Origin of the sequence: Mesorhizobium sp. CA7, from assembly GCF_020165015.1 — a bacterium.
GTDB lineage: Bacteria > Pseudomonadota > Alphaproteobacteria > Rhizobiales > Rhizobiaceae > Mesorhizobium.
In genome coordinates this window covers 57,154-78,667 of record NZ_JAIUHH010000006.1, presented here as the reverse complement: position 1 = coordinate 78,667, position 21,514 = coordinate 57,154, and the positions used below count along the sequence as shown (strand labels likewise).

The following is a 21,514-nucleotide window of genomic DNA, read 5'->3' as shown; positions in this document are numbered from 1 at the left end:
TCCCCTTGTGGGAGAAGGTGGATCGGCGCGCGGCGCCGAGACGGATGAGGGGTGTTGGAAGAAATGAGGCGCTGGAAAATCCAGCTCTTGAGGCGCTTAGCTTGCGACGCCGCGCTCCGTCCAACACCCCTCATCCGACCGAGCTACAAGGGGAGAAGGGGAAGACGGCGCTACGCCGCCTTCAACCTCCCGCTGATGAACCGGAACTCTTGGCTTTTGCCGCCATAGCCATAGGCCGCCGCCGGCACTTCGTGCACCAAGGCGTAGCTTTCCTCATGCACTCCGCCCAGCAGCCGGCCGAAGGCCCCGAAGATCGCCTTGAGATAGGCTTCGAGCTCGAGCTTTGTGTTGGTGCCGTCGACGACTTTGATGTCGAGCCAGAACGTGTTGGTGCCGTGCTCGGTCAGCGACTTGCCGCCGGCGAACCAGTGCTGCGGATCGATGTAGTTGACGGCGACCGCGGTGATCGTCGGATCCTTGTGCAACAGTTTCGCGGTGATATCGGTGGCCTCCCTGGCGATTGCCGCGGACAGCTTGGCGTCCGGCTTGCCGGTGACGCTCACATTGATGATCGGCATTTCTCTCTCCTTTGGCTTCGCGCGTCGCGCTTTCGACGAGAGAGATATGCGCTCATCTATACATCAAGAAAATCGAATTGTTTTTGACAAAAGCTTCGATATCGTCGAAGTATGGAAACGCTCGATCCGGATCTTCTGAAAACCTTCCTTGCCTTTGTCGACGGCGGCTCGCTCGCCAAGGCCGCATCCACCGTCGGCCGCACACCGTCAGCGGTGACCGCGCAGATGCAGCGGCTGGAGGAGATCGTCGGCGAGCCGCTGCTCATCCCGCAGGGCAGGGGACGCGGGCTGACGCCGGCCGGCGAGGACCTTGTCGGCCATGCGCGGCGCATCCTTACCGTCCACACCGAAGCCTGGCTGGCGCTGAAAGGCGCGCGCGCCGGCGGCCGCATCGCCATCGGCACGACGCAGGATTTCGCCGATCAGGGCCTGCCGGACCTGCTCCGGGCCTTCGCTGCCAGCTACCCGCGCGTCAGGGTCGAGCTGCGCGTCGGCCGTTCCATGGAACTCGGGTCGGCCCTGCAGGCAGGCCAGCTCGACCTCGCGATCACCATGCGCCATGCCCCGTCGCCGGATGAAGCGGCCCTGATCAGCGAGCCGATGCTGTGGCTCTGCTCGGAAAAAGGCTTGGCGGCACGGCAGGAGGTGGTGCCGCTGGCCCTGCTCGATCCCTATTGCGGCTTCAGGGAGGCAGCGCTCAATGCGCTCGACGCAGCCTGCCGTCGCTATCGCATCGCCGCCGGCAGCGCCAGTCTTGCCGGCCTGCGCGCCGCAGTCGATGCCGGCATCGCGTTGACGCCGCGCACCCGGCGTTTCGCCCATTCCGGCATCGTCGAGGTATCTGCCGATTTCGACCTCCCGCCGCTGCCGATGGCCGATTTCGCCATCCGGCTCGGCCGCGAAGCCGCCCGCCCGGCGCGGGATCTGGCGGAGCTGCTTGCCGGCGGCCTGACTTCCGTCCTGAGGCCGGTCGTCCAAAGAAAAAGCCGACCTTTTTGAGGGTCGGCTTCTAGTCGGACGGGTCGAGGGGTTTGGGGGGACTTGGGGGGTGACCCGTCGATCCAATAATGCTCCACGCGGATGATGGTTCCGTGACCGGCGAAATATTTTTATGAACCCGCCGATTTCACCTTCAGCCAGTCGCGTCCGGCATGCGCAAAGACCGCGCAAAGCACGATGGCGCCGCCGATGATGCTGGCCATCGGTGGGAGTTCGCCCAGAAACAGCAGGGCAAACAGGATGGCGAACGGCACCTCTGCGGAACCGAGCAGGCCGGCTTCCGCCGACGGGATCAGCCGCGAGCCTTCCGTCCACAGGATCGAGGCGAGCGCAAAAGAGCAACCGAAGGTGGCAAGCAGCGCCACGTCGCGGGCGGACACGGCCAGCGGATCGGTGACGAACCAGCCGAGCACGAAAAGCAGGAAGGCCGAGACAGCGCCCGCCCACACGACCGGCGAGTCGCGAAAAGCGCGCACCATGATCATGTAGAGCGCGCTTCCGGCGGTCATCAGCAGCGCCAGGGCGTCGCCGAACAGGTGCCCGCTGCCGAGGCCGGCGCCCACCATGATGGCGACGCCGCAAAGCGATACGGCCGCCGCGATCATCGTCTGCAGCCGGAATTTTTCCCGCACCAGAAGGAAGGCGAGCAGTGCGGCGATGAAGGGCGAGGTCGCGTAGATGACCGCGACATTGGCGACATAGGTGAATTTGAAGGCCGAGATGAAGGCGATGCTGGCGGCGGCGCCCTCGACCGCAAGCAGCCAGCCCCGCCAGCCGAGTTTCAGGCTTTCGCGCCCGCCCGAGCGGCGCCGTCGCCACAGCACGTAGAAGCTGATCAGGATCGAGCCGAAAAAACCGCGCCAGCAGGTGATCGTCAGCGGATCGGCATGGATCGACTTGGTCAGCACGCCGGTGAGCGCGAAGGCGATCGCCGATGCCGACACCAGGATGATGCCGAGCGTGCGCTCGGCGGCCACGTCGGCGGCGGCAGGCGCAAGCTTTTCCGGCATGTCGAGCGTGTCCGTCATGGCGCCAGCCTACCCGGTTGCTCCTGACAGCCTTCCGTCATGAGGCCTGCTCCCGTCTGCGGAAATGCTCGTTGCCGACGATGAGCAGGCCGGCGCCGATGATCAGCGCCGCGCCCTTGAACACTTCCGTGCGCGGCACGTCGCCCCAGATGGCGTAGCCCAGCGCGAAGGCCCAGACCAGCGAGGTGTATTCGAACGGCGCAATAATCGACACCGGCGCGCGCTTCATGCCTTCGAACAGCGCATATTGCGCCACCCCGCCGAGTGCCCCGACGCTGACAAGCAAAAGAAGCTGCCGCCAATCGGCCATGCGCCACCAAAGCAGCGCCGGCACGGCCGAGAAGAGCAGGAAATAGAAATTGTTGAGCACGAGCTGGATCGTCGTGCGCTCCTGCAGCGCCGTCTTGCGCAGCAGCACCACGGCGATCCCCCAAAGGACGGCCGCTGCCAGCACCAGGAGCACCGGCACGGAGAGGCCGAGCCGGGTCGGATCGCAGGCGATGAAGACGCCGACGAAGCCGATGAACACCGCCAGCCAGCGCAGCAGCGGCACCGTCTCGCCCAGGATCAGCACGGACAGCACGGTGACGATGATCGGCGCGGCGTAATAGATGGTGGTGAGCTCGGCAAGCTGCAGCGAGCGCGCGGCGTTGTAGTAGCAAAGCCAGGCGGCGAGCGTGAAGGCGCTGCGCAACAGCATCGGCCTGACGATCGGCGAATCGATCGTGTCGGCGAACAGCCGCCTGCCGCCGACGGCGCCGCAGGCGACGAGCACGGTGATCGAGCGGACGAACATGATCTGCCAGACCGTCATGCCAGCGACCAGGAGCTTGATCGAGGCATCCTGTGCCGAAAACAGGAAATAGGCGGCGGCCGTGAACAGGATGCCGGCCAGCACCCTTTCGCGGCTTTCCAGGATGACGACATCGGCCATAAGGGCTCAGCGTGTTTGCGTGAGGCGGTTCCGCCCCGGTCGGGACCGTTGCTCCAGCTATAGGGGCGAAAGCTTGCACTGCGCTGCTCCAGCGCAGCGCTTGCGTTGGCGCAGGGATGGCAGTCGAGGCACGGGGTGGTAGCGTGGGAAAGCAAGGCGGAGGAGCGTCGGGTGAAGGCAGTCGTTATGGCGGGCGCGATCCTGAGCGCGATCGCGGGGACGTCCGGAGCGGAGACCGTCTATCGTTACAAGCACGGGCCCTCGACGATGTGCGGCATCCACGGCGCCGACAGCGGCGATTTTCTCAGGCAGGTGCGGGCGCAGGGCAGTCTCCATCAAGCCCCGGCTTCAGAGCGGTTCGACTTGTTCGTTTCGGATGATGGACTGACGCAGTGGGTTTTCACAAAGCCCTCCGAGAAGGCCTATCCTGCCGTGACATGCAGGCGGTTCGACAAGGATCAGCAAGGCAACTGGATTGCGAACCGGGAACTTCGCTGCGAGACGGATAGCCCTGTCTGCGACAGGCTGGCCGATGAGTTTCAGAAACTGGACGAGCAACTGCGCCGCTCGCTGGCAAACGGCAAATAAAGTGTTCGCATGACCTACGACAAGCCTACCGATCCAAATCTCGACCGCGCTTTTTGTTCTTCTGAGGTCATCATGACGAGAACGCCGCCAATCCGCTGCATTCGCGCGACGAACCTGCCCGGCTTTGCCCTGATGCAGGCGCGGGTCGCCTGCGCGCGTGACCTGCCATTACTGCGTCGCCTGATAGAGCTCCGATGCCGCATCCTTCAGCGCGCGCCGTCCGTCCGGCCGCAGATACATCATATGGCCGCCCTCGACGACGTCGAGCCGGATCGCCTTGGCGTCCGATAGCGAAGGAAGCTGGTTCACCAGATAGCGCGAGGCGAGATAGGGGGTGACAAGGTCGGTATAGCCGTTGACGATGACGACACCCAGCGCCGGGTTGAGCGAGCGGGCGCGCTGCAGGTCGTTCATCACACCGGCATAGCCTTGGCCTGATGTGCCGTAATCCCAGCTGCGGCTGACCTCGCCATTGAGCAGCCGGTAGCTGACGTCGGTGCGGTAGTTGAGCTCGTCGCGGGCGTAAGCGACGAAGGCGGAGGTCAGCACCGGAACGCTGCGGTCGAGCACCGGGTCGGGGCCGGCCTCACGGGCGCTTTGCGGCGCGATGTCGGCAGTGCCGATGGTGGCGTCGTAAGGGCTCAGAACCTTGCCGGTGGCGCGCTGGAATTCCTTGGCGAAAAGCCCGATGGGGATGCGGGCGAAATTGCGCTGAACGAGCTCCAGCGGCAGGCCGGTGATCTCCGAAATGCGCCCGCTGGCGAGCTTGCTGCCTTGCTCCAGTCCGCTGTTCAGCGCCGTCAGGTAATCGCCGAGCGCATAATGCTCGACCTCGGCCAGCCTGTCGCGCAACGCGTCGCCGCTCACGCCGTCGCCCTTCAGCCGCGTTGCCGCCAGCGAAGGCAGCTCCAGCGCCCAGTGCAGCTGGTCGAATTGGTCGGGGCGCACCAGCATGAATTCCAGCGCAGGCGAGATCAGCACGATGCCGCTGGGGCTGAGGCCGACATCCTCCTGCAGCGTGCGGGCAAGCAGCGCGGCGCGAAAGCCGCCATAGCTCTCGCCGGCGAGGAACAGCGGCGATCCGGTGCGGCCGTTCTGCGCCAGATAGAGGCGGATGAAGGCGCCGACCGAGCTGGCGTCGGCATCGACGCTCCAGAATTCCTTCGGCTCGTGACCCGGCGCCTCGCGGCTGTAGCCGGTGCCGACCGGATCGACGAAGACGAGATCGCTCATGTCGAGCCAGCTGTCGGGGTTGTCGATGAGCTTCTGCGGCGGCCGCAGGAACTCGCCGTCGGCGGCGGTCTCGACGATGCGCGGTCCGATCGCGCCGAGATGCAGGTAAGCAGACGCGGCACCGGGCCCGCCGTTGAAGACGAAGGTGATCGGCCGCTCCTTCGCCGGGGCGGGCGATTGCTCCGAGTAGGCGACATAGAAGATCTCGGCCGTCACCTCGCCCTTGCCGGATAGGAGGGACAGCGTGCCGGCCTTGGCCTGGTAATCCAGCTTGCGCCCGCCGAGCGTGATCGAATGCTCTGTCACCTGCGGAGGCGGCAACAGCGACAGCACGCCGCCGGTCGGGGCTGGACGCTCGGGTGCTTCGGCGAAGGTGGGCTGAGCGAAGGCGGCGAGCGCCAGCAGGACGAGGGAGACGAGCTTGGATCGCATGTGGGCTCCGGAAATGGTCTCGGAATAGGTATGGCCTGGGCGTGTGAAGTCAAAACAACAATCGCAAACGTTGCGATCCTTCGCGCCCCCCTCTGCCCTGCCGGGCATCTCCCCCTCAAGGGGGGAGATCAGATGTCGCGTCGGCGTTCGCCATTCTCCCACGCTCGCTAATCTCCCACGCTGCGGAAAGGGCGCCGCCGGAGAAGCTGCCAATCTCCCCCCAAGAGGGGGGAGATGTCCGGCAGGACAGAGGGGGGCGCTGTTCCGCTGGCATATCAGTGCTATCAAAGCATCAAAGGCTGATCGGAAGGACAACACAATGGACGCAACCGCGCTCAAGGCCGTGCAGGCCCCGTTGAAGGACGCCTATCGCGAAGACGCCGCGCGAGCGCTGATCACGCTGAAGGCCCGCGGCACGCTCGACGACCAGTCGATCGCCTGCAAGGTGGAGACCGGTAGGGCGCTTGCTGTCGCCGGGCTTCATCCGGCCACCGGCGGCTCGGGCCTCGAGCTGTGCTCGGGAGACATGCTGCTGGAAGCGCTGGTCGCCTGCGCCGGCGTGACGCTGAAAGCGGTGGCGACCGCCTTGGAGTTCAAGCTCGGCAACGCTACCGTCGAGGCCGAGGGAGACCTCGATTTTCGCGGCACGCTCGGCGTCGCCCGCGACGCGCCGGTCGGCTTCCGCGAGATAAGGCTGAAATTCGATCTCGACACCGACGAGCCGCAGGAGCGCATCGATTCGCTCCTCAAGCTCACCGAGCGCTACTGCGTGGTGTTCCAGACGATCAACAGCAAGCCGGCGTTGAGCGTGAGCGCACAGCGCTGAGGCGACGCCTCGCGCTACTGCGCCGAGGGCGTTTCCGCATCCCCTTCATCGGTAAACGGCGAGGCGCTCGGCACGCATTGCACGGCCCAGCCCTGAGGGGTCGGCTGCTTCTGATATTCGGTGATGGCGTTGGTGCATTGTTCGCGGGTATCGAAGGTGCTGGGCAGCACCACCATGCCGCCCTGCGGGCCGGCGATCACCAGATACCAGACCAACGCTACGCTGGGAGTAGCAGCCATGGGAATTCCTCGCTTTGAAATGTCGGAGTCGGGCCGATCCTAGCAACTCCCATGGAGCAGCGAAAGCAGCGAGGCGGCACACGCTTTCGCCGCCCCGTTCACAGACCCGTGAATAGAGGGGTCGCGACGCCTCAGGCACCCAGGCTTTATTCCGGCTGCCGGTAGGCGACGAAGCGGTTGTGCTTGGCCTGGAAGATCAGGCCGGTCTCCTTCAATTCCGGGCTCGCCAGCGGCACGATGCGCCTGGCGATCTCGGACGGATGCGGCAGCGTCTCCGGGTCTTCGCCGGGCATGGCCTGCGCGCGCATTGCGGTGCGGGTGGCACCGGGATCGGCGGCATTGACCCGGAGCGCCAGGCTCTCGGTTTCATGTGCCCAGGAACGCATCATCGTTTCGACCGCCGCTTTCGAGGCCGCGTAGGGCGCCCAGAAGGCGCGCGCCGAATGCGCCGCATTGGACGACAGGATGATGGCGCGGCCGGCGTCGGAGAGCCTGAGCAGCGGATCGACCGAGCGGATCAGCCGCCAGGTCGCCGTCACATTGATCGTCATCACCTTCTCGAAGGTCTTGGCCTCGACATGGCCGATCGGTGAGATGACCCCGAGCACGCCGGCATTGGCGACCAGGATATCGAGCTTGCCCCAGCGCTCATGGATCGCGCCGCCCAGCCGGTCGATGCCGGCCATGTCGGCAAGATCGAGCGGCACCAGCGTCGCCTGGCCGCGGCCATCGGCCTTGATCTGGTCGTCGAGCTCTTCCAGCCCGCCGACCGTGCGCGCCACCGCGATCACATGCGCGCCTGCCGCCGCCAGCTCCCTGGCGATGAAATAGCCGATGCCGCGCGAGGCGCCGGTTACAACCGCCACGCGGCCGGAAAGGTCGAGGGTCATGTGAGAGATTCCATAAGGCGCGAAACAGCTCGGCGAAGGCAATTGATAGTCCGGGCGCCCTACGCCCCGCCGCTCGCCAGCAGCGACAGCGTGCGCACATTGTCGTGGCCTTCGAAGTCGAGCAGGCGGGTGGGGTACTGTCCCGTGAAGCAGGCGTCGCAGAATTGCGGCTGGTCGTTGTCGCGGCGTGCCTCGCCGACGGCGCGGTAGAGCCCGTCGATCGACAGGAAGCCGAGCGAATCGACGCGGATGAACTCCGCCATCTCCTCGACCGACATGCGCGACGCAAGCAGCTTCGACTTCTCCGGCGTGTCGACGCCATAGAAGCAGGAGGCACTTGTCGGCGGCGAGGCGATGCGCATATGCACTTCCCTGGCGCCGGCGTCGCGCACCATCTGCACGATCTTCTGGCTGGTGGTGCCGCGCACGATCGAATCGTCGACCAGCACCACGCGCTTGCCCTCGATCATGCGGCGGTTGGCGTTGTGCTTGAGCTTCACGCCCATGTGGCGGATGGAATCGCCTGGTTGGATGAAGGTGCGGCCGACATAGTGATTGCGGATGATGCCGAGCTCGAAGGGAATGCCGGCGGCCTGGGAGAAGCCGATCGCGGCCGGCGTGCCGGAATCCGGCACCGGCACGACGATGTCGGCCTCGACCGGGCTTTCCTGCGCGAGTTCCGCGCCAATGCGCTTCCTCACCTCATAGACGTTGCGGCCTTCGACCGAGGAATCCGGCCGCGCGAAATAGACATATTCGAAGATGCAGAAGCGCGTCTTCTGCGGCTCGAACGGGAAGATGCTCTCGATGCCCTTCGCGGTGACCACCACCATCTCGCCGGGCTTGATGTCGCGCACGAAGCGGGCGCCGATGATGTCGAGCGCGCAGGTTTCGGACGCGAGGATCCAGGCGCCGTCGAGGTCGCCAAGCACCAGCGGGCGGATGCCCAGCGGATCGCGGCAGCCGATCATCTTCTTGGCGGTCATCGCCACCAGCGAGAAGGCGCCTTCGACCTGGCGGATCGCATCGATGAAGCGCGAATTCAAATCGCGCTCCTTGCTGGTCGCGACCAGATGCAGCAGCGTCTCTGTGTCGGAGGTCGAGGAGAAGATCGAGCCCTGCTTCTGCAGCGCGCGCTGCACGGTGAGCGCGTTGGTGAGGTTGCCGTTGTGAGCCACGGCAAGACCGCCTTCCGCGAGCTCGGCGAAGAAGGGCTGGATGTTGCGCAGCCCGGCGCCGCCGGTGGTGGCGTAGCGCGTGTGGCCGATGGCGCGGTTGCCTTGCAGGCTGTCGATGACGCGCTGTTTGGTGAAGGTATCGCCGATCAGGCCGACATGGCGTTCGACATGGAACTGGGTGCCGTCATAGGAGACGATGCCGGCCGCTTCCTGGCCGCGATGCTGCAGGGCATGAAGGCCGAGTGTGACGATGGCCGCCGCGTCCTGCCGGCCGAAGATGCCGAACACGCCGCATTCGTCATGAAAATGATCGTCGGCCTCGGCGGAAAGGACCTTGCCTTCATCTGCCGTTGAGTCTGCCATCTGGTGCTCAAGCTCCGCTAAAGCCGCCATATAAGGCGATCTCTCGCCGAACGCAACGCACGCTTTCTTGCATTCACAACCGGCGCCAGGCCGGCCAGCAATCAGTTTGCCGGCGCTGGAGCCGGGGCGGGCGCTGGCGTGGCAGGCGCCGGCTCGTTGTCGGCAGGCGCCTCGCCCTCGCTGTCGTCTGGCGCCGGCGCGTTTTCGTCGCCTGCTGGCGGCTCGGCCGCGGGCTGGTCGGTCGTGGCCGGCGCGCCGGCCTGCGGCGTGCCCTTATGGGTGTATTTGTTGACCAGTTCCTCGGTGTTTTCCGGCAGCACGCTTTCGAGCTTGGCGCCGATCGTCTCCAGCAAAGGCCGCGACTTGGCGTTGGCGATCCAGGCAGGCGCCTTGGCGCCGGCCAGCCAGTTGAAGAACAGCAGCGCCACTGCGACCACCAGGATGCCGCGGGCCGCGCCATAGAGGAAGCCGAGCGTGCGGTCGAGCGCGCCGATGCGCGAATCGATGATCCAGTCGGCGAGCTTCATGGTGATGACGGAGACGACGATCAGCGCGATGAGGAAGACGATGCCCGCCGAAGCCGCCATCGCGATCTTGTCGTTGTCGACATAGGGCTGAACATAGGGCAGGACCGGCTTGTAGAAGAAGAAAGCCGCCGCCGCCGCCGCCGCCCAGGAAACCACCGAGAGCACTTCGCGGGAGAAGCCGCGCACCATGGCGAGCATTGCTGAGACCAGGGTGAAGCCGACGAGGATTCCGTCAAGCAGCGTAATCGGCATGGTTCTCGCCCCACTTCCTGTCTCACGGCCCGACGAGCCGCATCACTCCCCGTCGTCGGCACGACCGCGCCGTGTGCCGGCTATGCGCGCCACGAGGTCGGCAAGCTCGGTGGGCTGGAAAGCGCCGGCCCCGATCCCCCCGGCAAGTTCCTCGCTGCCGAGCGGCAGCACCGCGCTTCCAAAACCCAGCTTTTCGGCTTCCTTGAGGCGCTGCTGCGCATGCGCAACCGGCCTCACGGCGCCCGATAGGCTGATTTCGCCGAAATAGACGCAATCGGCGGGAAGGGCAAGACCGGTGAGTGATGAAACCAGCGCCGCGGCGACCGCGAGATCGGCCGCCGGCTCCGAGATCCGATAGCCGCCGGCGACGTTGAGATAGACGTCGTGCTGGCCGAAGCGGACGCCGCAATGCGCCTCCAGCACGGCGAGCACCATCGACAGCCGCGCGCCGTCCCAGCCGACGACGGCGCGGCGCGGCGTGCCGAGCGAGGAGGGTGCGACAAGCGCCTGGATCTCGACCAGCACCGGCCTCGTGCCTTCCATGCCGGCGAAAACCGCGGCGCCCGGGGACTTTGCGTGGCGCTCGCCGAGGAAAAGCTCGGATGGATTGGAAACCTCGCGCAGCCCCTTGTCCGACATTTCGAACACGCCGATCTCATCGGTCGGCCCAAAGCGGTTCTTCACCGTGCGCAGGATGCGGAAGTGGTGATTGCCTTCGCCCTCGAAATAGAGCACGCCGTCGACCATGTGCTCGACGACGCGAGGGCCGGCGATCTGGCCTTCCTTGGTGACATGGCCGACGAGCACGATCGCCGCGCCTGTGGATTTCGCGTAGCGGATCATCGCCTGGGCGGCGGCGCGCACCTGGGTGACGGTGCCCGGTGCCGAATCGGCAAGGTCCGTCCACAGCGTCTGGATGGAATCGAGGATGACGAGGTCCGGCCGTTTGCCGTCGGCGATGGTCGCCAGGATGTCCTCGACATTGGTTTCGGCCGCAAGCTCGACCGGCGTCGAGGCGACGCCGAGGCGTTGTGCCCGCAGCCGGATCTGCGCCACCGCTTCCTCGCCCGAGACATAGACGATGCGGTGGCCTTTCGAGGCGAGCGCGGCGGCTGCCTGCGTCAAAAGCGTCGACTTGCCGATGCCGGGATCGCCGCCGACCAGAAGGGCCGAGCCGCGCACGAAGCCGCCGCCGGTGGCGCGGTCGAGCTCGCCGATGCCCGACACGATGCGCGGCGCGTCCTCGATGTCGCCCGACAGGCTGGTCAGCACCACGGCACGCCCTTTGCGGGCGTTGCGCGTGTTGGCCGGTCCCGAGCCGATGCCGCCGGACGTGCCTTCCTCGACCAGCGTGTTCCACTCGCCGCAGGCATCGCATTTGCCGGCCCAGCGCTGATGCACCGAGCCGCAATTCTGGCAGATGAACTGAACCCGTGATTTGGCCATTAATTCATCGATTCCAACAAGTATTTCTGGCGATCCCAATAAACCGGCAAGGCCTCCTCAATCGTGTCGAAATGAGTGCGGCGCTGTCCGTTGCTCTGAGCCCAATTGTCGTATGCCGACAAACATGCATACCTGAACAAACCGACCGCCAAATCGTTCTCACGCCTGACTTCTTCGTGCAATGTTTCCAACAAGCGTCCAAGTGCGAAGGAGAGACGCTGATTCTGCAGCAGGTGCATGAGAAGAAATGCACACCCGATCGCGGCGATAGACGTGTCGTACCGAGACTCCACTGACCAAAGCGCCAAAACGCCTAGTAGATCGTCGATGTCCGAGGGGGCTCCCAAGCGCCAGATCCGATATAGGCCGGTCACCGCCGCGGCGCGGGCGTAGTCGTCAGTTTGCTTGGCAAGGAATTTCCTCACCAATTTCACATTCTCGGCTACCGGATCGCTCGAATAGCAGAACACCAGCAAAGCGGCGTGCGACTCCACTTGAGAAGTTGATCCAGCTGATTTCAGATAATCAGTAAGTTGAATGCGCTCCTCTTTAGAGATTTCGTACGCCTCAAACTTCATCCGTTGATAGATATCGCTGAAGTCCAATCAGCTACCCCCAAACAAAACGCTACTCGAACCTCTCCGGCAGATGATGCTCTTCCGCCAGATCCGAGAACCGCGTGAATTCGCCGTGGAAGGCCAGGCTGACGGTGCCGGTCGGCCCGTGGCGCTGCTTGGCGATGATGCACTCGGCCTTGCCGCGCGCTTCATTCATCTCGTTTTCCCACTTGATGTATTCCTCGGTGCCGAGCTTCGGCTCGCGGTTCTTGAGGTAATATTCCTCGCGATAGACGAACAGCACCACGTCGGCGTCCTGCTCGATCGAGCCGGATTCGCGCAGGTCCGAGAGCTGCGGGCGCTTGTCGTCGCGGCTTTCGACCTGACGCGACAGCTGCGACAGCGCGATGATCGGCACGCCGAGCTCCTTGGCCAGAGCCTTCAGGCCCGTGGTGATCTCGGTGATTTCCTGCACGCGGTTCTGCGAGGCGCGCGCGGAGGAGCCCTGCATCAGCTGGATATAGTCGATGACGATGAGGTCGAGGCCGCGCTGGCGCTTCAGACGCCGCGCGCGGGCGGAAAGCTGCGCGATCGAGATACCGCCGGTCTGGTCGATGAACAGCGGGATCTTCTGCATCGTCTGCGAGCAGGCGACCAGTTTTTCGAAATCCATCTCGGTGATCTCGCCGCGGCGGATCTTCGAGGACGAGATCTCGGTCTGCTCGGAGATGATGCGGGTGGCGAGCTGCTCCGACGACATTTCGAGCGAGAAGAAGCCGACGACGCCGCCGTTGGCGGCCTTGAAGCTGCCATCGGCCTGCTGCGCCGGAACGTAAGCCTCGGCGATGTTGAAGGCGATGTTGGTGGCCAAGGAGGTCTTGCCCATGCCCGGGCGCCCCGCGAGCACGATCAAGTCGGAGGGCTGCAGGCCGCCCATGCGGCGATCGAGGTCGCGCAAGCCGGTGGCGATGCCCGACAGGTGGCCGTCACGCATATAGGCGGCGTTGGCCATGTCGACGGCGGTCTTGACCGCATCGTTGAAGCTCTCGAAGCCGCCGTCATAGCGGCCCGTTTCGGCAAGCTCGAACAGCCGCCGTTCGGCATCCTCGATTTGGTCGGAGGGCGACATGTCGACCGGCGCGTCATAGGCGATGTTGACCATGTCCTCGCCGACGGTGATCAGCGCGCGGCGCGTCGCAAGGTCGTAGATGGCGCGGCCATAGTCGGTGGCGTTGACGACGGTGACGGCCTCGACGGCGAGGCGCACGACATATTGCGCCACCGTCATGTCGCCGACCTTCTCGTCGGCCGGCAGGAAGGTCTTGAGCGTGATCGGCGTCGCAATCTTGCCCATGCGGATGAGCTCGGCCGCGATCTCGAAGATGCGGCGGTGCAGCGGCTCGTAGAAATGCGCCGGCTTTAAGAAATCGGAGACACGATAGAAGGCGTCGTTGTTGACGAGGATGGCGCCGAGCAGCGCCTGCTCGGCCTCGATGTTGTTCGGTGCTTCGCGATAGAGCGGCGTTTCCGCCGCGCCGAATTTCAGTGCCGCCTCTGCCATGATATCCCCGGTTTCGATCCCGCTGTCCTCGATATCAGAACGGGAAGATTCGATGCTGACCTTTCTGCAACACCCTCGGTCCAACCAGCTTGACGCCCCAATGTTCACAGGATCGGCAAACCATCCACAGGACAGTATTCCGGGGGCCTGATTCCAGTTGACTCGGCAAGCGGCGATTCTTATTTGCAATTATGGAACGAAGCAAGAACATTTTGGGCGACCGATTGTCGTCCGACGCTCGCTCACAACCGACCAGCCGCATCCGCTCGCGCAGAGAATCGCGGACGTCCTCGGCTGATCGCCAAAGTAGCGAGTTGCTTCTTTTGGGCGTTCACCTTCGAGATTAGCCGAAACGTTGGTGAAGTCGTCATCCACGGGCGGAGCAAGGAGCGAAGCGACGCGCGCAGACCCGAGGATCCATTCCGTGACCTGTGAGCGTCGCGGCGAGCCAGAACGAGCTCCGTTCTGCGCCGCCTTCATTCTTCGCGCAACGTCACGGAATGGATCCTCGGGTCTGCGCGCGCCGCTTCGCGTCGCTCCGCCCGTGGATGACGAAGTTCGTGCGCGTCGGCTGATCGCCAAAGTAGCGACGGGCATCGACGATACGTCTTCTCCCGATGTCATCGGCCTACGCTCCCTCAGTCCAGCGTGTCGCCCCAGTCGGCCCGCCGCGCCACCTTGAAGACGGCGCCGTCGCGCTTGCTGAGCAGGCGCTCGCCGGCGCTGCCGTCCGGTTGGCAGAGTTTCAGCACCACCTTGCCGGAGCCGCCCTTTGGTGGCGCGATCACCCGTGCCAGATGCGCGGGCGCCGGCTGCCGGGAGGCGGCCAAGTAGATGAACTTCTCGTCCTCCCATGGCACCTCGGCCTCCTTGACCAGGCGATGCAGGCGCGAACGGGCGACGCGGCGCGCGAAATGGCACCAGTCGGGCGGCGCAAGCGGGCAGGGCGCCGCGTGCGGACAGGGCGCCGAAACATGCGCGCCGGCCGCAATCAGTTGCCGGCGCGCGGCGAGGATGCGCTGCCAGCCGGCGGGCGTGCCGGGCTCGACGATGAGCAGCGTGTCGGCCGTGAGCCGCCAGAGGCCGTCGATGAGCCTCGGCAGCGATAAAGGCACGATCTCGTCCAGCACATAGGCGGCGCTGACGAGGTCGGCGGACGTGATGCCGTCGAGATCGATGGTCGCATCGCCGGCGATCCAGTCGGCGCGGGCCGTGATCGCCCCTTCCGCGAGCGCCTGGCCGACCTTGCGCACGGCAGCGCTTGCCTCGACCAGCACCGCCCGTTCCAGCTCAGGCCAAGCGTCGGTCGTGGCCCAAAGCATGGTGCCAGGTCCAGCGCCGACATCGAGCAGGCTCGCCGGCCGGAAGTCGGGGCGAGCCTCGATCAAGGCATCGAGGCTGGCGCGCACGGCGGCATAGGTGGCGGGCAGCCGCGTCGCCAGATAGGCCTTGACGGCCATGTCCTCGCCCATATGCAGGCGGCCGTCGCGCAGCTCGGCGCGGTAGCGCTCCGAGAGCGTCCGCGCCGCCTGCCTCAGCGCCGGCAATGGTACCTTCTCCAAGAGGCTGTCGACGCCTTGCCGGAGCGGGGCGGGCAGTTCCATCTCAGGCTCCCCTTGGAGCGAGCAGGATGACCGAGGCGCCGACGATGCAGAGCGCACCGCCGGCCAGATCCCAGCGGTCGGGACGCACGCCCTCGACCAGCCACAGCCAGCCGAGCGAGGCGGCGATGTAGATGCCGCCATAGGTGGCGTAGGCGCGGCCCGCCGCATCCGTGCCGACCAGCGACAGCAGCAAGGCAAACAGCGCCAGCGAGACGAGGCCGGGGAGAAGCCAGAGCGCCGACTTCTCCAGCCGCCACCACGCCCAGAATGAAAAGCAGCCGGCGATCTCGGCAAGAGCGGCTGCGGTGTAGATGAGGTAGGTCATGAAAAAAGGTCTCGCGAACGAGACCTTTTTCGTGGCGTCAGGCCGCAATGGCAAGCGGCATTGCGCGGCTACCCCACCTTCTTGCGGCGGGTCGGCTTGGAGGGCGCCTGCGCCGTCGGCTCCTGGTGGCCGATATCGCGCAGCTCCAGCGCCTTCTCGCATTTGGCCATGTAGTCGCGCGTCATCGGCAGCGTGTCGTTCTTCTTGGCGATCTGGAACTGGAAGATCACCAGGTCCTGCCAGCGGAAGGCGGCCTCGGAAGCGGCGAGATAGAACTCCCACATGCGGCAGAAGCGCTCGTCATAGATCGCTTTCGCCTTGTCGCGGTTGGCGGCGAAGCGCTCACCCCAATGCTTGAGCGTATCGGCGTAATGCAGCCGCAGGATTTCGATATCGGTGACGACGAGGCCCGACTTCTCGATCGCCGGCATCACCTCCGACATCGCCGGGATGTAGCCGCCAGGGAAAATGTATTTGCGGACGAAGGCGCTGGTCGCCCACGGCACGCCGGAACGGCCGATGGTATGGAGCAGCATCACGCCGTCGGGCTTGAGCAGCGTCGCGGCCTTGTCGAAGAAGGTGCGGTAGTGGTTGACGCCGACATGCTCGAACATGCCGACCGAGACGATGCGGTCGAAACGTTCGTTGATGTGGCGATAATCCTTGAGTTCGAAATGCACGCGGTCCTGCAGGCCCTGCGCATGCGCGCGGTCGGTGGCGACGCCATGCTGTTCGGTGGAGAGGGTGACGCCCTGCACGTCGACGTCGAAGACCTTGGCGAGATAGAGGCCCAGCCCGCCCCAGCCGGAGCCGATGTCGAGCACCGTCTGGCCGGCCTTGAGCCTCAGCTTGGCGGCGATGTGGCGCTTCTTGGCAAGCTGCGCCTCGTCGAGCGTCATGTCGGGCTGTTCGAAATAGGCGCAGGAATACTGCATGTCCTCGTCGAGGAAGAGCTTGTAGAGCTCGCCCGAGAGATCGTAGTGGCGTTCGACGTTGCGGCGCGAGCGCGCGGCGGTGTTGATCTGCTGCAGCCTGCGGAAGGCGTGGCGCAGCCCCTCGATCGCCTTCGACCAGGTTACGTCGATGCCGCTCGATCCCATGTTCTGGAACGCGATGCGCATCAGGCCGAGAACGCCGCCCTCGATCACGTCGAGCTCGCCGTCCATATAGGCTTCGGGCACCGCCAGCATCGGATCGAAGGTGATGGCGCGCTCGGCATGCGTGGTCTTGATGTGGATATGCACCGGCTCGCCGCTGCCGTCGCCGAACTTGTGCGTCGCGCCCTTCGGTCCGGTCACCTTGAGGTCGCCGGCGCGCACCAGGCGTTCGAGAACGTGTTTCAACAGGATATTCATGACCAAATGTCCCCTCAGTCGGATCACCCGGTAATCGGACTGGAATGCCAGATCGAAAATGCCACGGCGCCTCGCCCGCGTCCAATCGACGCGCCACGCTGTAATGTGCACAAGATATGGGGTGTCGAAAAGTTCCTTTTGGCACAAAAAAGCCCGGGTCGAAGACCCGGGCGTTGGTCCAGAAATCCTGGACGTCTGCGAGCCGAAGCGACGCTTCGGAGGATGTGCCAAATCAGGCCCAGAGATCAGGCGTTCTCTTCGCCGCCTTCGAATTCGGCGTTCGGGTCGAAGAAATTCTCCGGCCGGGCGTTGTCGTTGATGTCCTCGCCATAGATGGCTTCGGCGGTGGTCAGCGTCTCGCCCTTGGCCTGGCGCTCCGCCTCGTCGGCCGAACGGGCGACGTTGAGCGTCACGGTGACCTCGACTTCCGGGTGCAGCGCAATCGCCACGTTGGAGAGGCCGATGGTCTTGATCGGCTGGTTGAGCTCGACCTGGTTGCGGTTGACGGTGAAGCCTTCGGCGATCAGCAGATCGGCGATGTCGCGGGTCGACACTGAGCCGTAGAGCTGACCGGTCTCGCCGGCCGAGCGCACCACGATGAAGCTCTTGCCGTCGAGCTTCTCGGCGACCTGCGCGGCCTCCGACTTACGCTCCAGGTTGCGGGCTTCGAGCTGGGCGCGCTGGCCCTCGAACTTCTTCTTGTTGGCTTCGTTGGCGCGCAGCGCCTTGCCCTGCGGCAGCAGGAAATTGCGGGCGAACCCGTCCTTGACCTTGACGGTCTCGCCCATCTGGCCGAGGCGGGAAATGCGCTCGAGGAGAATGACTTCCATGGTTTCGTTCCTTCGGTTGGCGCCGGCCGGAAGGCTGGCGCAATGATCTGGAACAGGTCAGGAAGCTCTTTGCGGCGCTCGCCGCTCTTGTCGCTGTCCTGCCTGTCCTGGCAGTTAGAGGCCATCCGGCCCCAACTCGGGATTTGACTTAAACCTCGGCGCCCGTCGCCGTAGGTGGGGATGCGGGCGCCAAGCGCCCGCATCGAAGTTTCAGGCCTCAGCGAACCACGTAGGGCAGCAGGCCGAGGAAGCGGGCGCGCTTGATCGCCTTGGCGAGCTCGCGCTGCTTCTTCTGGCTGACGGCGGTGATGCGCGAGGGCACGATCTTGCCGCGCTCGGAAATGTAGCGCTGCAGGAGACGCACGTCCTTGTAGTCGATCTTCGGAGCATTGGCGCCGGAGAACGGGCAGGTCTTGCGGCGGCGATGGAACGGACGCCGGGTCGGGATCTGGTTGATGTCGACCATTATTCTGCACCTCCTTCAACGCCTTCGCGCGGACGGCGCGGACCACGGTCGCCGCCGTCACGGTCGCCGAACGAACGCGGGCCGCGGTCACGATCGCCGAAGGAACGTGGGCCGCGATCGCCACGATCGCGGTCGCCGAAGCCGCCGCGCTCGGAGCGCTCTTCGCGCTTCTGCATCATCGCCGAGGCGCCTTCCTCATGCGCTTCCACCTTGATGGTGAGGAAGCGAAGGACGTCTTCCGACAGGCCCATCTGGCGCTCCATTTCGTTGAGCGCGGCCGGCGGGCAGGTGATGTCCATCAGCGTGTAGTAAGCCTTCCGGTTCTTCTTGACCCGGTAGGTGAGGGACTTCAGTCCCCAGTTCTCGATCCGGCCGACCGAGCCGCCATTCGCCGTGATGACGCCCTTGTACTGTTCGACAAGCGCATCAACCTGCTGCTGCGACAGGTCCTGCCGGGCAAGAAACACATGTTCGTAAAGAGCCATTATGTTTAAGTGCCTTTCTTCGTTTCTCTCACCGGCCCTCGCGGCTAAGCCTCTGCAACTTGTCTGACCCGATCGCGAAAGAGCGGGGAAGAAAGGAGCATCACGAGACGGTCGAGAGCGGAGACACGGGAGGCTGGAAGCCCTTCCGGCTTCGTGTCGCGACCTTCGAAAAGGCCACGGCCCTCCGTTCAGCCCCCAGCAAGGACCGGCAGATTGCGCAGGTCTATATAGCAATTCGCCAGGAAGGCAAGTCCCGGCCTGCGCGGACCTGCGAACCGGCCGTTTCGTTTACACGACAGATCGATGCTTTTGCTGGCACCGGAGCGCTGCCCGGCCGACACGGCAAGTCAGATCCTGCGGAGCGCTTCAGCGGGGAGAAGGCGCGTGGCGCGCCAAGCCGGGTAGAGTGCGCCGAGCGGACCGGCGATGAAGACGAAGATCAGCGCCTGGGCGATCGACCAGCCTGACAGATAGGGCACGATCAGCCCCGCCGCGACCCTTGTCTTCGCCGCCGCTTCCATGGTCAGGGCGCCGAGAACGATGCCGATAACGCCGCCGGCTGCGCTCATGAAGACGCCTTCGATGAGGATGAGCCGAAGAATCCGCCGCGGCGCCCAGCCAAGCGCCGCCAGAACACCAATCTCGAACGTCCGTTCGTTCACGGCCATCAGCAGCGTGTTGGCGACCGCAACCGAGGCCATCGCCATGACGACCAGCGAAATCGTGCGGGCGATCGCCCGAAGCAGATCGAAGATGCGGATGCTGTTGGCGAACTGCTCGGTGTCGACGACCACGAATCCCGGCGCGGCTGCAACGAGCCGGGTTCGGGCAGCGGCGATGCCGTCGGCGTCGAGCGGGCGCTTCAGTCTTACCTCGAACAAGGTAAAGGCGTCCTCCCGCGACAGGAGCTGCTGCAGCCCCTCGAGCGGAACGATGGCGCTGTTCTGGTTCAGCATGGACGAGAACGACGCGATGCCGACGATCCGATAGGGCTGGAACTGCAGCTCGACGGTATCGCCGACCCGCTTGCCCAATGCGCCGGCGATCGATTGGCCAAGGATCACCGGCCACTGGTCCCCCGGCACAGGGAGCCGCCCCGCCACGAGCGGCACGTCTTTCCACAGGAAGCTGCCGCTTGGCCAGCCGGCCATGACGATATTGGCGTCCTCGTCGGCGGTGGTGATGTTGAGGAGAACGCCCGACACCGCGTCGACATTCGGCACCGCCGAAAGCGCCGGGCCGAGCGCTCTGGGCACGGTGCTGCTCACCAAATTGAAAGTGCTGCGCTGGCTAACCACCAGATCCGCGCCGTTCTCATCAATTCCCGACGCAAATGAGCGCTGGACGCCGGCGGTCAGGCCGGTAAGCGCCACGAAGCCGGCGACCGCCAAGGCGATGCCGAGCACCGTGAGCAAAGTGCGCAGCGGACGTGCGATGAGACCGCGCAAGGGCAGGGTCAGCTCCGTCATGGGCTAGCCGATCCCCGATACCGGTGCGGGCGCTGAGATTGCCGCCGCCCGGCTGTCCGAGCGGATGCGGCCATCCGAGATCTCGACCCGCCGTCCGCACAATGCGGCCACGTCCTCGTCATGGGTCACCACGATCACTGCGGTCCCGAACTCGCGATGCGCATTGCCGATGATGTCCATGACGGATTGGCTTGTCTGCACGTCGAGGCTTCCTGTCGGCTCGTCGGCAAGAAGAAGCTTCGGACGGTTGGCCAGCGCCCGCGCAATTGCAAGGCGCTGGCGCTCGCCGCCGGAAAGCTCGGCCGGCTGCAGCATAGCGCGATCGGCAAGACCGAAATGCGCCAGAAGTTCCAGCGCGCGAGCGCGACGCTGCTGCGCTCCGCCGAGGTTTCCCAGCAGGGCCACCTCGATGTTCTCGCGCGCCGACAAAGAGGGGAGCAGGCAGAAATTCTGGAAGACGATGCCGATCCTGCTGGCTCGGACCGCTGCCCACGCAGCGCTTCCATTGACGGCCCGCCCTTCGAACCGAACTTCGCCGCGGGTCGGCCGGTCAAGCCCGCAGACCAGGTTCAGGATCGTCGATTTGCCGCTGCCGCTGCGTCCGACAATCGCGACGGTCTCGTCATTCCCGATCGCGAGCGACACGTCGTCGACGGCGACGATGCGGCCGCCGTCAAAATCGCGGCCGACATTGCTCAATTCGACGAGGAGGGACATGAGCGCCGGCGAGGAGTCATACCCGGCCTTTCCTGAGATCGACGACAAGCGCGGGGATCGACCCGCCATTGCCGGCGAGGATCTGGCCGATGCGGTCCCGCTGCCGCACGGTCACCGACCCGCCGTCGACAAGGACATCGCCGATACACAGTTGCCCGCGGCAGCGGCGGACACGCCAGTCCACGGACGTCGGGCCGCGGAGCTGCCGGCGGAATTCGCTGCGCACCAGTATGTCGCCGTTGGCCAGGGCCTTTGTGCCGAGCACGGTGAAAGTCTTGTCCTGCGTCCGTTCCAGCTTGTCGGCCAGCCCGTGTGCGATGGCATAAAGAAGCGCATCGACCACCGCGGCGCGGTCGTCGGCGCTCGCGCTGCGCCAACGCGTCCCGAGCACGGCCTGGGCAATTCCCTTTCCGTCGAAGGCCGCTGAGATCGAGCGGAGCTGCGCCTCGGCGGGCCCGCCGCGCCCGAGCACGAGCGCCGCCTGGCGCACGGTCTCAACCAGCTTGATCGCATCGCCTTGCTCGTCGGCAACCGCCGAGATCGGCGGGGCGCAGATGCTGAGCAACAGAGGGACGAGCAACAGCCGGGCCAAACCTGCCCAGCTTGCGTATGACAATAGGCCTGCCGTCATG

At 65.2% G+C, this 21,514-nt stretch carries 23 protein-coding genes; 3 read left to right on the top strand and 20 right to left on the bottom strand.

The features are described 5' to 3' along the window. Positions 1–170: 170 nt before the first annotated feature. Positions 171–578 carry a tautomerase family protein gene (locus tag LB552_RS14305; RefSeq protein WP_224607268.1) on the bottom strand — a complete coding sequence of 136 codons (408 nt, stop codon included), beginning with the start codon at positions 576–578 and terminating at the stop codon, positions 171–173. Between the two features lie 111 nt (positions 579–689). Here LB552_RS14305 and LB552_RS14300 point away from each other — a divergent pair, with 111 nt between their 5' ends. Next, positions 690–1,577 (top strand): LysR substrate-binding domain-containing protein, encoded by an 888-nt coding sequence (locus LB552_RS14300; protein ID WP_224607265.1) that lies wholly within the window; start codon positions 690–692, stop codon positions 1,575–1,577. Between the two features lie 110 nt (positions 1,578–1,687). Here the strand turns inward: LB552_RS14300 and LB552_RS14295 are convergent, their stop codons facing one another. Both LB552_RS14295 and LB552_RS14290 read right to left on the bottom strand, forming a co-directional pair. Continuing rightward, complete coding sequence (locus tag LB552_RS14295) at positions 1,688–2,605, bottom strand: DMT family transporter (protein WP_224607247.1); 918 nt, start codon at positions 2,603–2,605, stop codon at positions 1,688–1,690. A 37-nt stretch (positions 2,606–2,642) separates the two neighbouring features. Then, the gene (locus LB552_RS14290) at positions 2,643–3,539 is read right to left on the bottom strand and encodes a DMT family transporter (protein WP_224607244.1); all 897 of its coding nucleotides are present in this window, start codon (positions 3,537–3,539) and stop codon (positions 2,643–2,645) included. Between the two features lie 171 nt (positions 3,540–3,710). Between LB552_RS14290 and LB552_RS14285 the strand changes: the two genes are divergently transcribed. Continuing rightward, positions 3,711–4,127, top strand: coding sequence for a hypothetical protein (locus LB552_RS14285; protein WP_224607242.1), 417 nt, complete (start codon positions 3,711–3,713; stop codon positions 4,125–4,127). Between the two features lie 168 nt (positions 4,128–4,295). Here the strand turns inward: LB552_RS14285 and LB552_RS14280 are convergent, their stop codons facing one another. Continuing rightward, positions 4,296–5,792, bottom strand: a complete 1,497-nt coding sequence (locus LB552_RS14280) for a S10 family peptidase (RefSeq protein ID WP_224607239.1) — start codon at positions 5,790–5,792, stop codon at positions 4,296–4,298. A 319-nt stretch (positions 5,793–6,111) separates the two neighbouring features. Between LB552_RS14280 and LB552_RS14275 the strand changes: the two genes are divergently transcribed. Continuing rightward, the gene (locus LB552_RS14275) at positions 6,112–6,618 is read left to right on the top strand and encodes an OsmC family protein (RefSeq protein WP_224607236.1); all 507 of its coding nucleotides are present in this window, start codon (positions 6,112–6,114) and stop codon (positions 6,616–6,618) included. A gap of 14 nt (positions 6,619–6,632) precedes the next feature. Here LB552_RS14275 and LB552_RS14270 read toward each other — a convergent pair whose 3' ends face one another. The 16 genes from LB552_RS14270 to LB552_RS14195 form a co-directional block, all read right to left on the bottom strand. Next, entirely contained in the window at positions 6,633–6,857 is a 225-nt protein-coding gene (locus tag LB552_RS14270; RefSeq protein WP_041008353.1) for a hypothetical protein, read from the bottom strand. A gap of 146 nt (positions 6,858–7,003) precedes the next feature. After that, on the bottom strand, positions 7,004–7,747 hold the full coding sequence (locus tag LB552_RS14265) for an SDR family NAD(P)-dependent oxidoreductase (RefSeq protein ID WP_224607234.1): 744 nt from the start codon (positions 7,745–7,747) through the stop codon (positions 7,004–7,006). A 59-nt stretch (positions 7,748–7,806) separates the two neighbouring features. Continuing rightward, complete coding sequence (purF, locus tag LB552_RS14260) at positions 7,807–9,288, bottom strand: amidophosphoribosyltransferase (protein WP_224607231.1); 1,482 nt, start codon at positions 9,286–9,288, stop codon at positions 7,807–7,809. Positions 9,289–9,389: 101 nt separating this feature from the next. After that, positions 9,390–10,067, bottom strand: a complete 678-nt coding sequence (locus tag LB552_RS14255) for a CvpA family protein (RefSeq protein WP_224607228.1) — start codon at positions 10,065–10,067, stop codon at positions 9,390–9,392. 42 nt (positions 10,068–10,109) lie between these two features. Continuing rightward, positions 10,110–11,513 carry a DNA repair protein RadA gene (gene radA / locus LB552_RS14250; protein WP_224607212.1) on the bottom strand — a complete coding sequence of 468 codons (1,404 nt, stop codon included), beginning with the start codon at positions 11,511–11,513 and terminating at the stop codon, positions 10,110–10,112. Next, positions 11,513–12,118 (bottom strand): hypothetical protein, encoded by a 606-nt coding sequence (locus tag LB552_RS14245; RefSeq protein WP_140842386.1) that lies wholly within the window; start codon positions 12,116–12,118, stop codon positions 11,513–11,515. Before LB552_RS14245 ends, radA begins: the two co-directional genes overlap by 1 nt. Before the next feature lie 22 nt (positions 12,119–12,140). Further along, on the bottom strand, positions 12,141–13,631 hold the full coding sequence (locus tag LB552_RS14240; protein ID WP_095766996.1) for a replicative DNA helicase: 1,491 nt from the start codon (positions 13,629–13,631) through the stop codon (positions 12,141–12,143). Between the two features lie 638 nt (positions 13,632–14,269). Then, on the bottom strand, positions 14,270–15,235 hold the full coding sequence (locus tag LB552_RS14235; protein ID WP_224607211.1) for a small ribosomal subunit Rsm22 family protein: 966 nt from the start codon (positions 15,233–15,235) through the stop codon (positions 14,270–14,272). A gap of 1 nt (position 15,236) precedes the next feature. Next, on the bottom strand, positions 15,237–15,560 hold the full coding sequence (locus LB552_RS14230) for a YnfA family protein (protein WP_224607207.1): 324 nt from the start codon (positions 15,558–15,560) through the stop codon (positions 15,237–15,239). A 68-nt stretch (positions 15,561–15,628) separates the two neighbouring features. Then, positions 15,629–16,915 carry an SAM-dependent methyltransferase gene (locus LB552_RS14225; RefSeq protein WP_224607192.1) on the bottom strand — a complete coding sequence of 429 codons (1,287 nt, stop codon included), beginning with the start codon at positions 16,913–16,915 and terminating at the stop codon, positions 15,629–15,631. A 245-nt stretch (positions 16,916–17,160) separates the two neighbouring features. Continuing rightward, a complete protein-coding gene (gene rplI / locus LB552_RS14220; RefSeq protein ID WP_095767000.1) occupies positions 17,161–17,745 on the bottom strand; it encodes a 50S ribosomal protein L9 in 585 nt (194 codons plus the stop codon). Positions 17,746–17,962: 217 nt separating this feature from the next. Beyond that, the gene (gene rpsR / locus LB552_RS14215) at positions 17,963–18,211 is read right to left on the bottom strand and encodes a 30S ribosomal protein S18 (protein WP_006203718.1); all 249 of its coding nucleotides are present in this window, start codon (positions 18,209–18,211) and stop codon (positions 17,963–17,965) included. Beyond that, positions 18,211–18,696, bottom strand: coding sequence for a 30S ribosomal protein S6 (gene rpsF, locus LB552_RS14210; protein ID WP_224607158.1), 486 nt, complete (start codon positions 18,694–18,696; stop codon positions 18,211–18,213). Before rpsF ends, rpsR begins: the two co-directional genes overlap by 1 nt. Positions 18,697–19,043: 347 nt before the next feature. After that, the gene (locus LB552_RS14205; protein WP_224607155.1) at positions 19,044–20,165 is read right to left on the bottom strand and encodes an ABC transporter permease; all 1,122 of its coding nucleotides are present in this window, start codon (positions 20,163–20,165) and stop codon (positions 19,044–19,046) included. A 3-nt stretch (positions 20,166–20,168) separates the two neighbouring features. Then, the gene (locus LB552_RS14200) at positions 20,169–20,882 is read right to left on the bottom strand and encodes an ABC transporter ATP-binding protein (protein WP_224607152.1); all 714 of its coding nucleotides are present in this window, start codon (positions 20,880–20,882) and stop codon (positions 20,169–20,171) included. Positions 20,883–20,898: 16 nt separating this feature from the next. Then, positions 20,899–21,513, bottom strand: a complete 615-nt coding sequence (locus tag LB552_RS14195) for an ABC transporter substrate-binding protein (protein ID WP_224607149.1) — start codon at positions 21,511–21,513, stop codon at positions 20,899–20,901. Position 21,514: the final 1 nt, after the last annotated feature.

What these genes read in the sequence shown, in the direction of transcription:
- LB552_RS14195 (WP_224607149.1), bottom strand. Translation starts at nt 21,513, where the DNA reads ATGACGGCAGGCCTATTGTCATACGCAAGCTGGGCAGGTTTGGCCCGG.
- LB552_RS14255 (WP_224607228.1), bottom strand. Translation starts at nt 10,067, where the DNA reads ATGCCGATTACGCTGCTTGACGGAATCCTCGTCGGCTTCACCCTGGTC.
- radA (WP_224607212.1), bottom strand. Translation starts at nt 11,513, where the DNA reads ATGGCCAAATCACGGGTTCAGTTCATCTGCCAGAATTGCGGCTCGGTG.
- LB552_RS14295 (WP_224607247.1), bottom strand. Translation starts at nt 2,605, where the DNA reads ATGACGGACACGCTCGACATGCCGGAAAAGCTTGCGCCTGCCGCCGCC.
- LB552_RS14275 (WP_224607236.1), top strand. Translation starts at nt 6,112, where the DNA reads ATGGACGCAACCGCGCTCAAGGCCGTGCAGGCCCCGTTGAAGGACGCC.
- LB552_RS14240 (WP_095766996.1), bottom strand. Translation starts at nt 13,631, where the DNA reads ATGGCAGAGGCGGCACTGAAATTCGGCGCGGCGGAAACGCCGCTCTAT.
- LB552_RS14225 (WP_224607192.1), bottom strand. Translation starts at nt 16,915, where the DNA reads ATGAATATCCTGTTGAAACACGTTCTCGAACGCCTGGTGCGCGCCGGC.
- LB552_RS14200 (WP_224607152.1), bottom strand. Translation starts at nt 20,882, where the DNA reads ATGTCCCTCCTCGTCGAATTGAGCAATGTCGGCCGCGATTTTGACGGC.
- LB552_RS14235 (WP_224607211.1), bottom strand. Translation starts at nt 15,235, where the DNA reads ATGGAACTGCCCGCCCCGCTCCGGCAAGGCGTCGACAGCCTCTTGGAG.
- LB552_RS14270 (WP_041008353.1), bottom strand. Translation starts at nt 6,857, where the DNA reads ATGGCTGCTACTCCCAGCGTAGCGTTGGTCTGGTATCTGGTGATCGCC.
- rpsR (WP_006203718.1), bottom strand. Translation starts at nt 18,211, where the DNA reads ATGGTCGACATCAACCAGATCCCGACCCGGCGTCCGTTCCATCGCCGC.
- LB552_RS14265 (WP_224607234.1), bottom strand. Translation starts at nt 7,747, where the DNA reads ATGACCCTCGACCTTTCCGGCCGCGTGGCGGTTGTAACCGGCGCCTCG.
- purF (WP_224607231.1), bottom strand. Translation starts at nt 9,288, where the DNA reads ATGGCAGACTCAACGGCAGATGAAGGCAAGGTCCTTTCCGCCGAGGCC.
- LB552_RS14280 (WP_224607239.1), bottom strand. Translation starts at nt 5,792, where the DNA reads ATGCGATCCAAGCTCGTCTCCCTCGTCCTGCTGGCGCTCGCCGCCTTC.
- rpsF (WP_224607158.1), bottom strand. Translation starts at nt 18,696, where the DNA reads ATGGCTCTTTACGAACATGTGTTTCTTGCCCGGCAGGACCTGTCGCAG.
- LB552_RS14205 (WP_224607155.1), bottom strand. Translation starts at nt 20,165, where the DNA reads ATGACGGAGCTGACCCTGCCCTTGCGCGGTCTCATCGCACGTCCGCTG.
- LB552_RS14230 (WP_224607207.1), bottom strand. Translation starts at nt 15,560, where the DNA reads ATGACCTACCTCATCTACACCGCAGCCGCTCTTGCCGAGATCGCCGGC.
- LB552_RS14300 (WP_224607265.1), top strand. Translation starts at nt 690, where the DNA reads ATGGAAACGCTCGATCCGGATCTTCTGAAAACCTTCCTTGCCTTTGTC.
- LB552_RS14290 (WP_224607244.1), bottom strand. Translation starts at nt 3,539, where the DNA reads ATGGCCGATGTCGTCATCCTGGAAAGCCGCGAAAGGGTGCTGGCCGGC.
- rplI (WP_095767000.1), bottom strand. Translation starts at nt 17,745, where the DNA reads ATGGAAGTCATTCTCCTCGAGCGCATTTCCCGCCTCGGCCAGATGGGC.
- LB552_RS14305 (WP_224607268.1), bottom strand. Translation starts at nt 578, where the DNA reads ATGCCGATCATCAATGTGAGCGTCACCGGCAAGCCGGACGCCAAGCTG.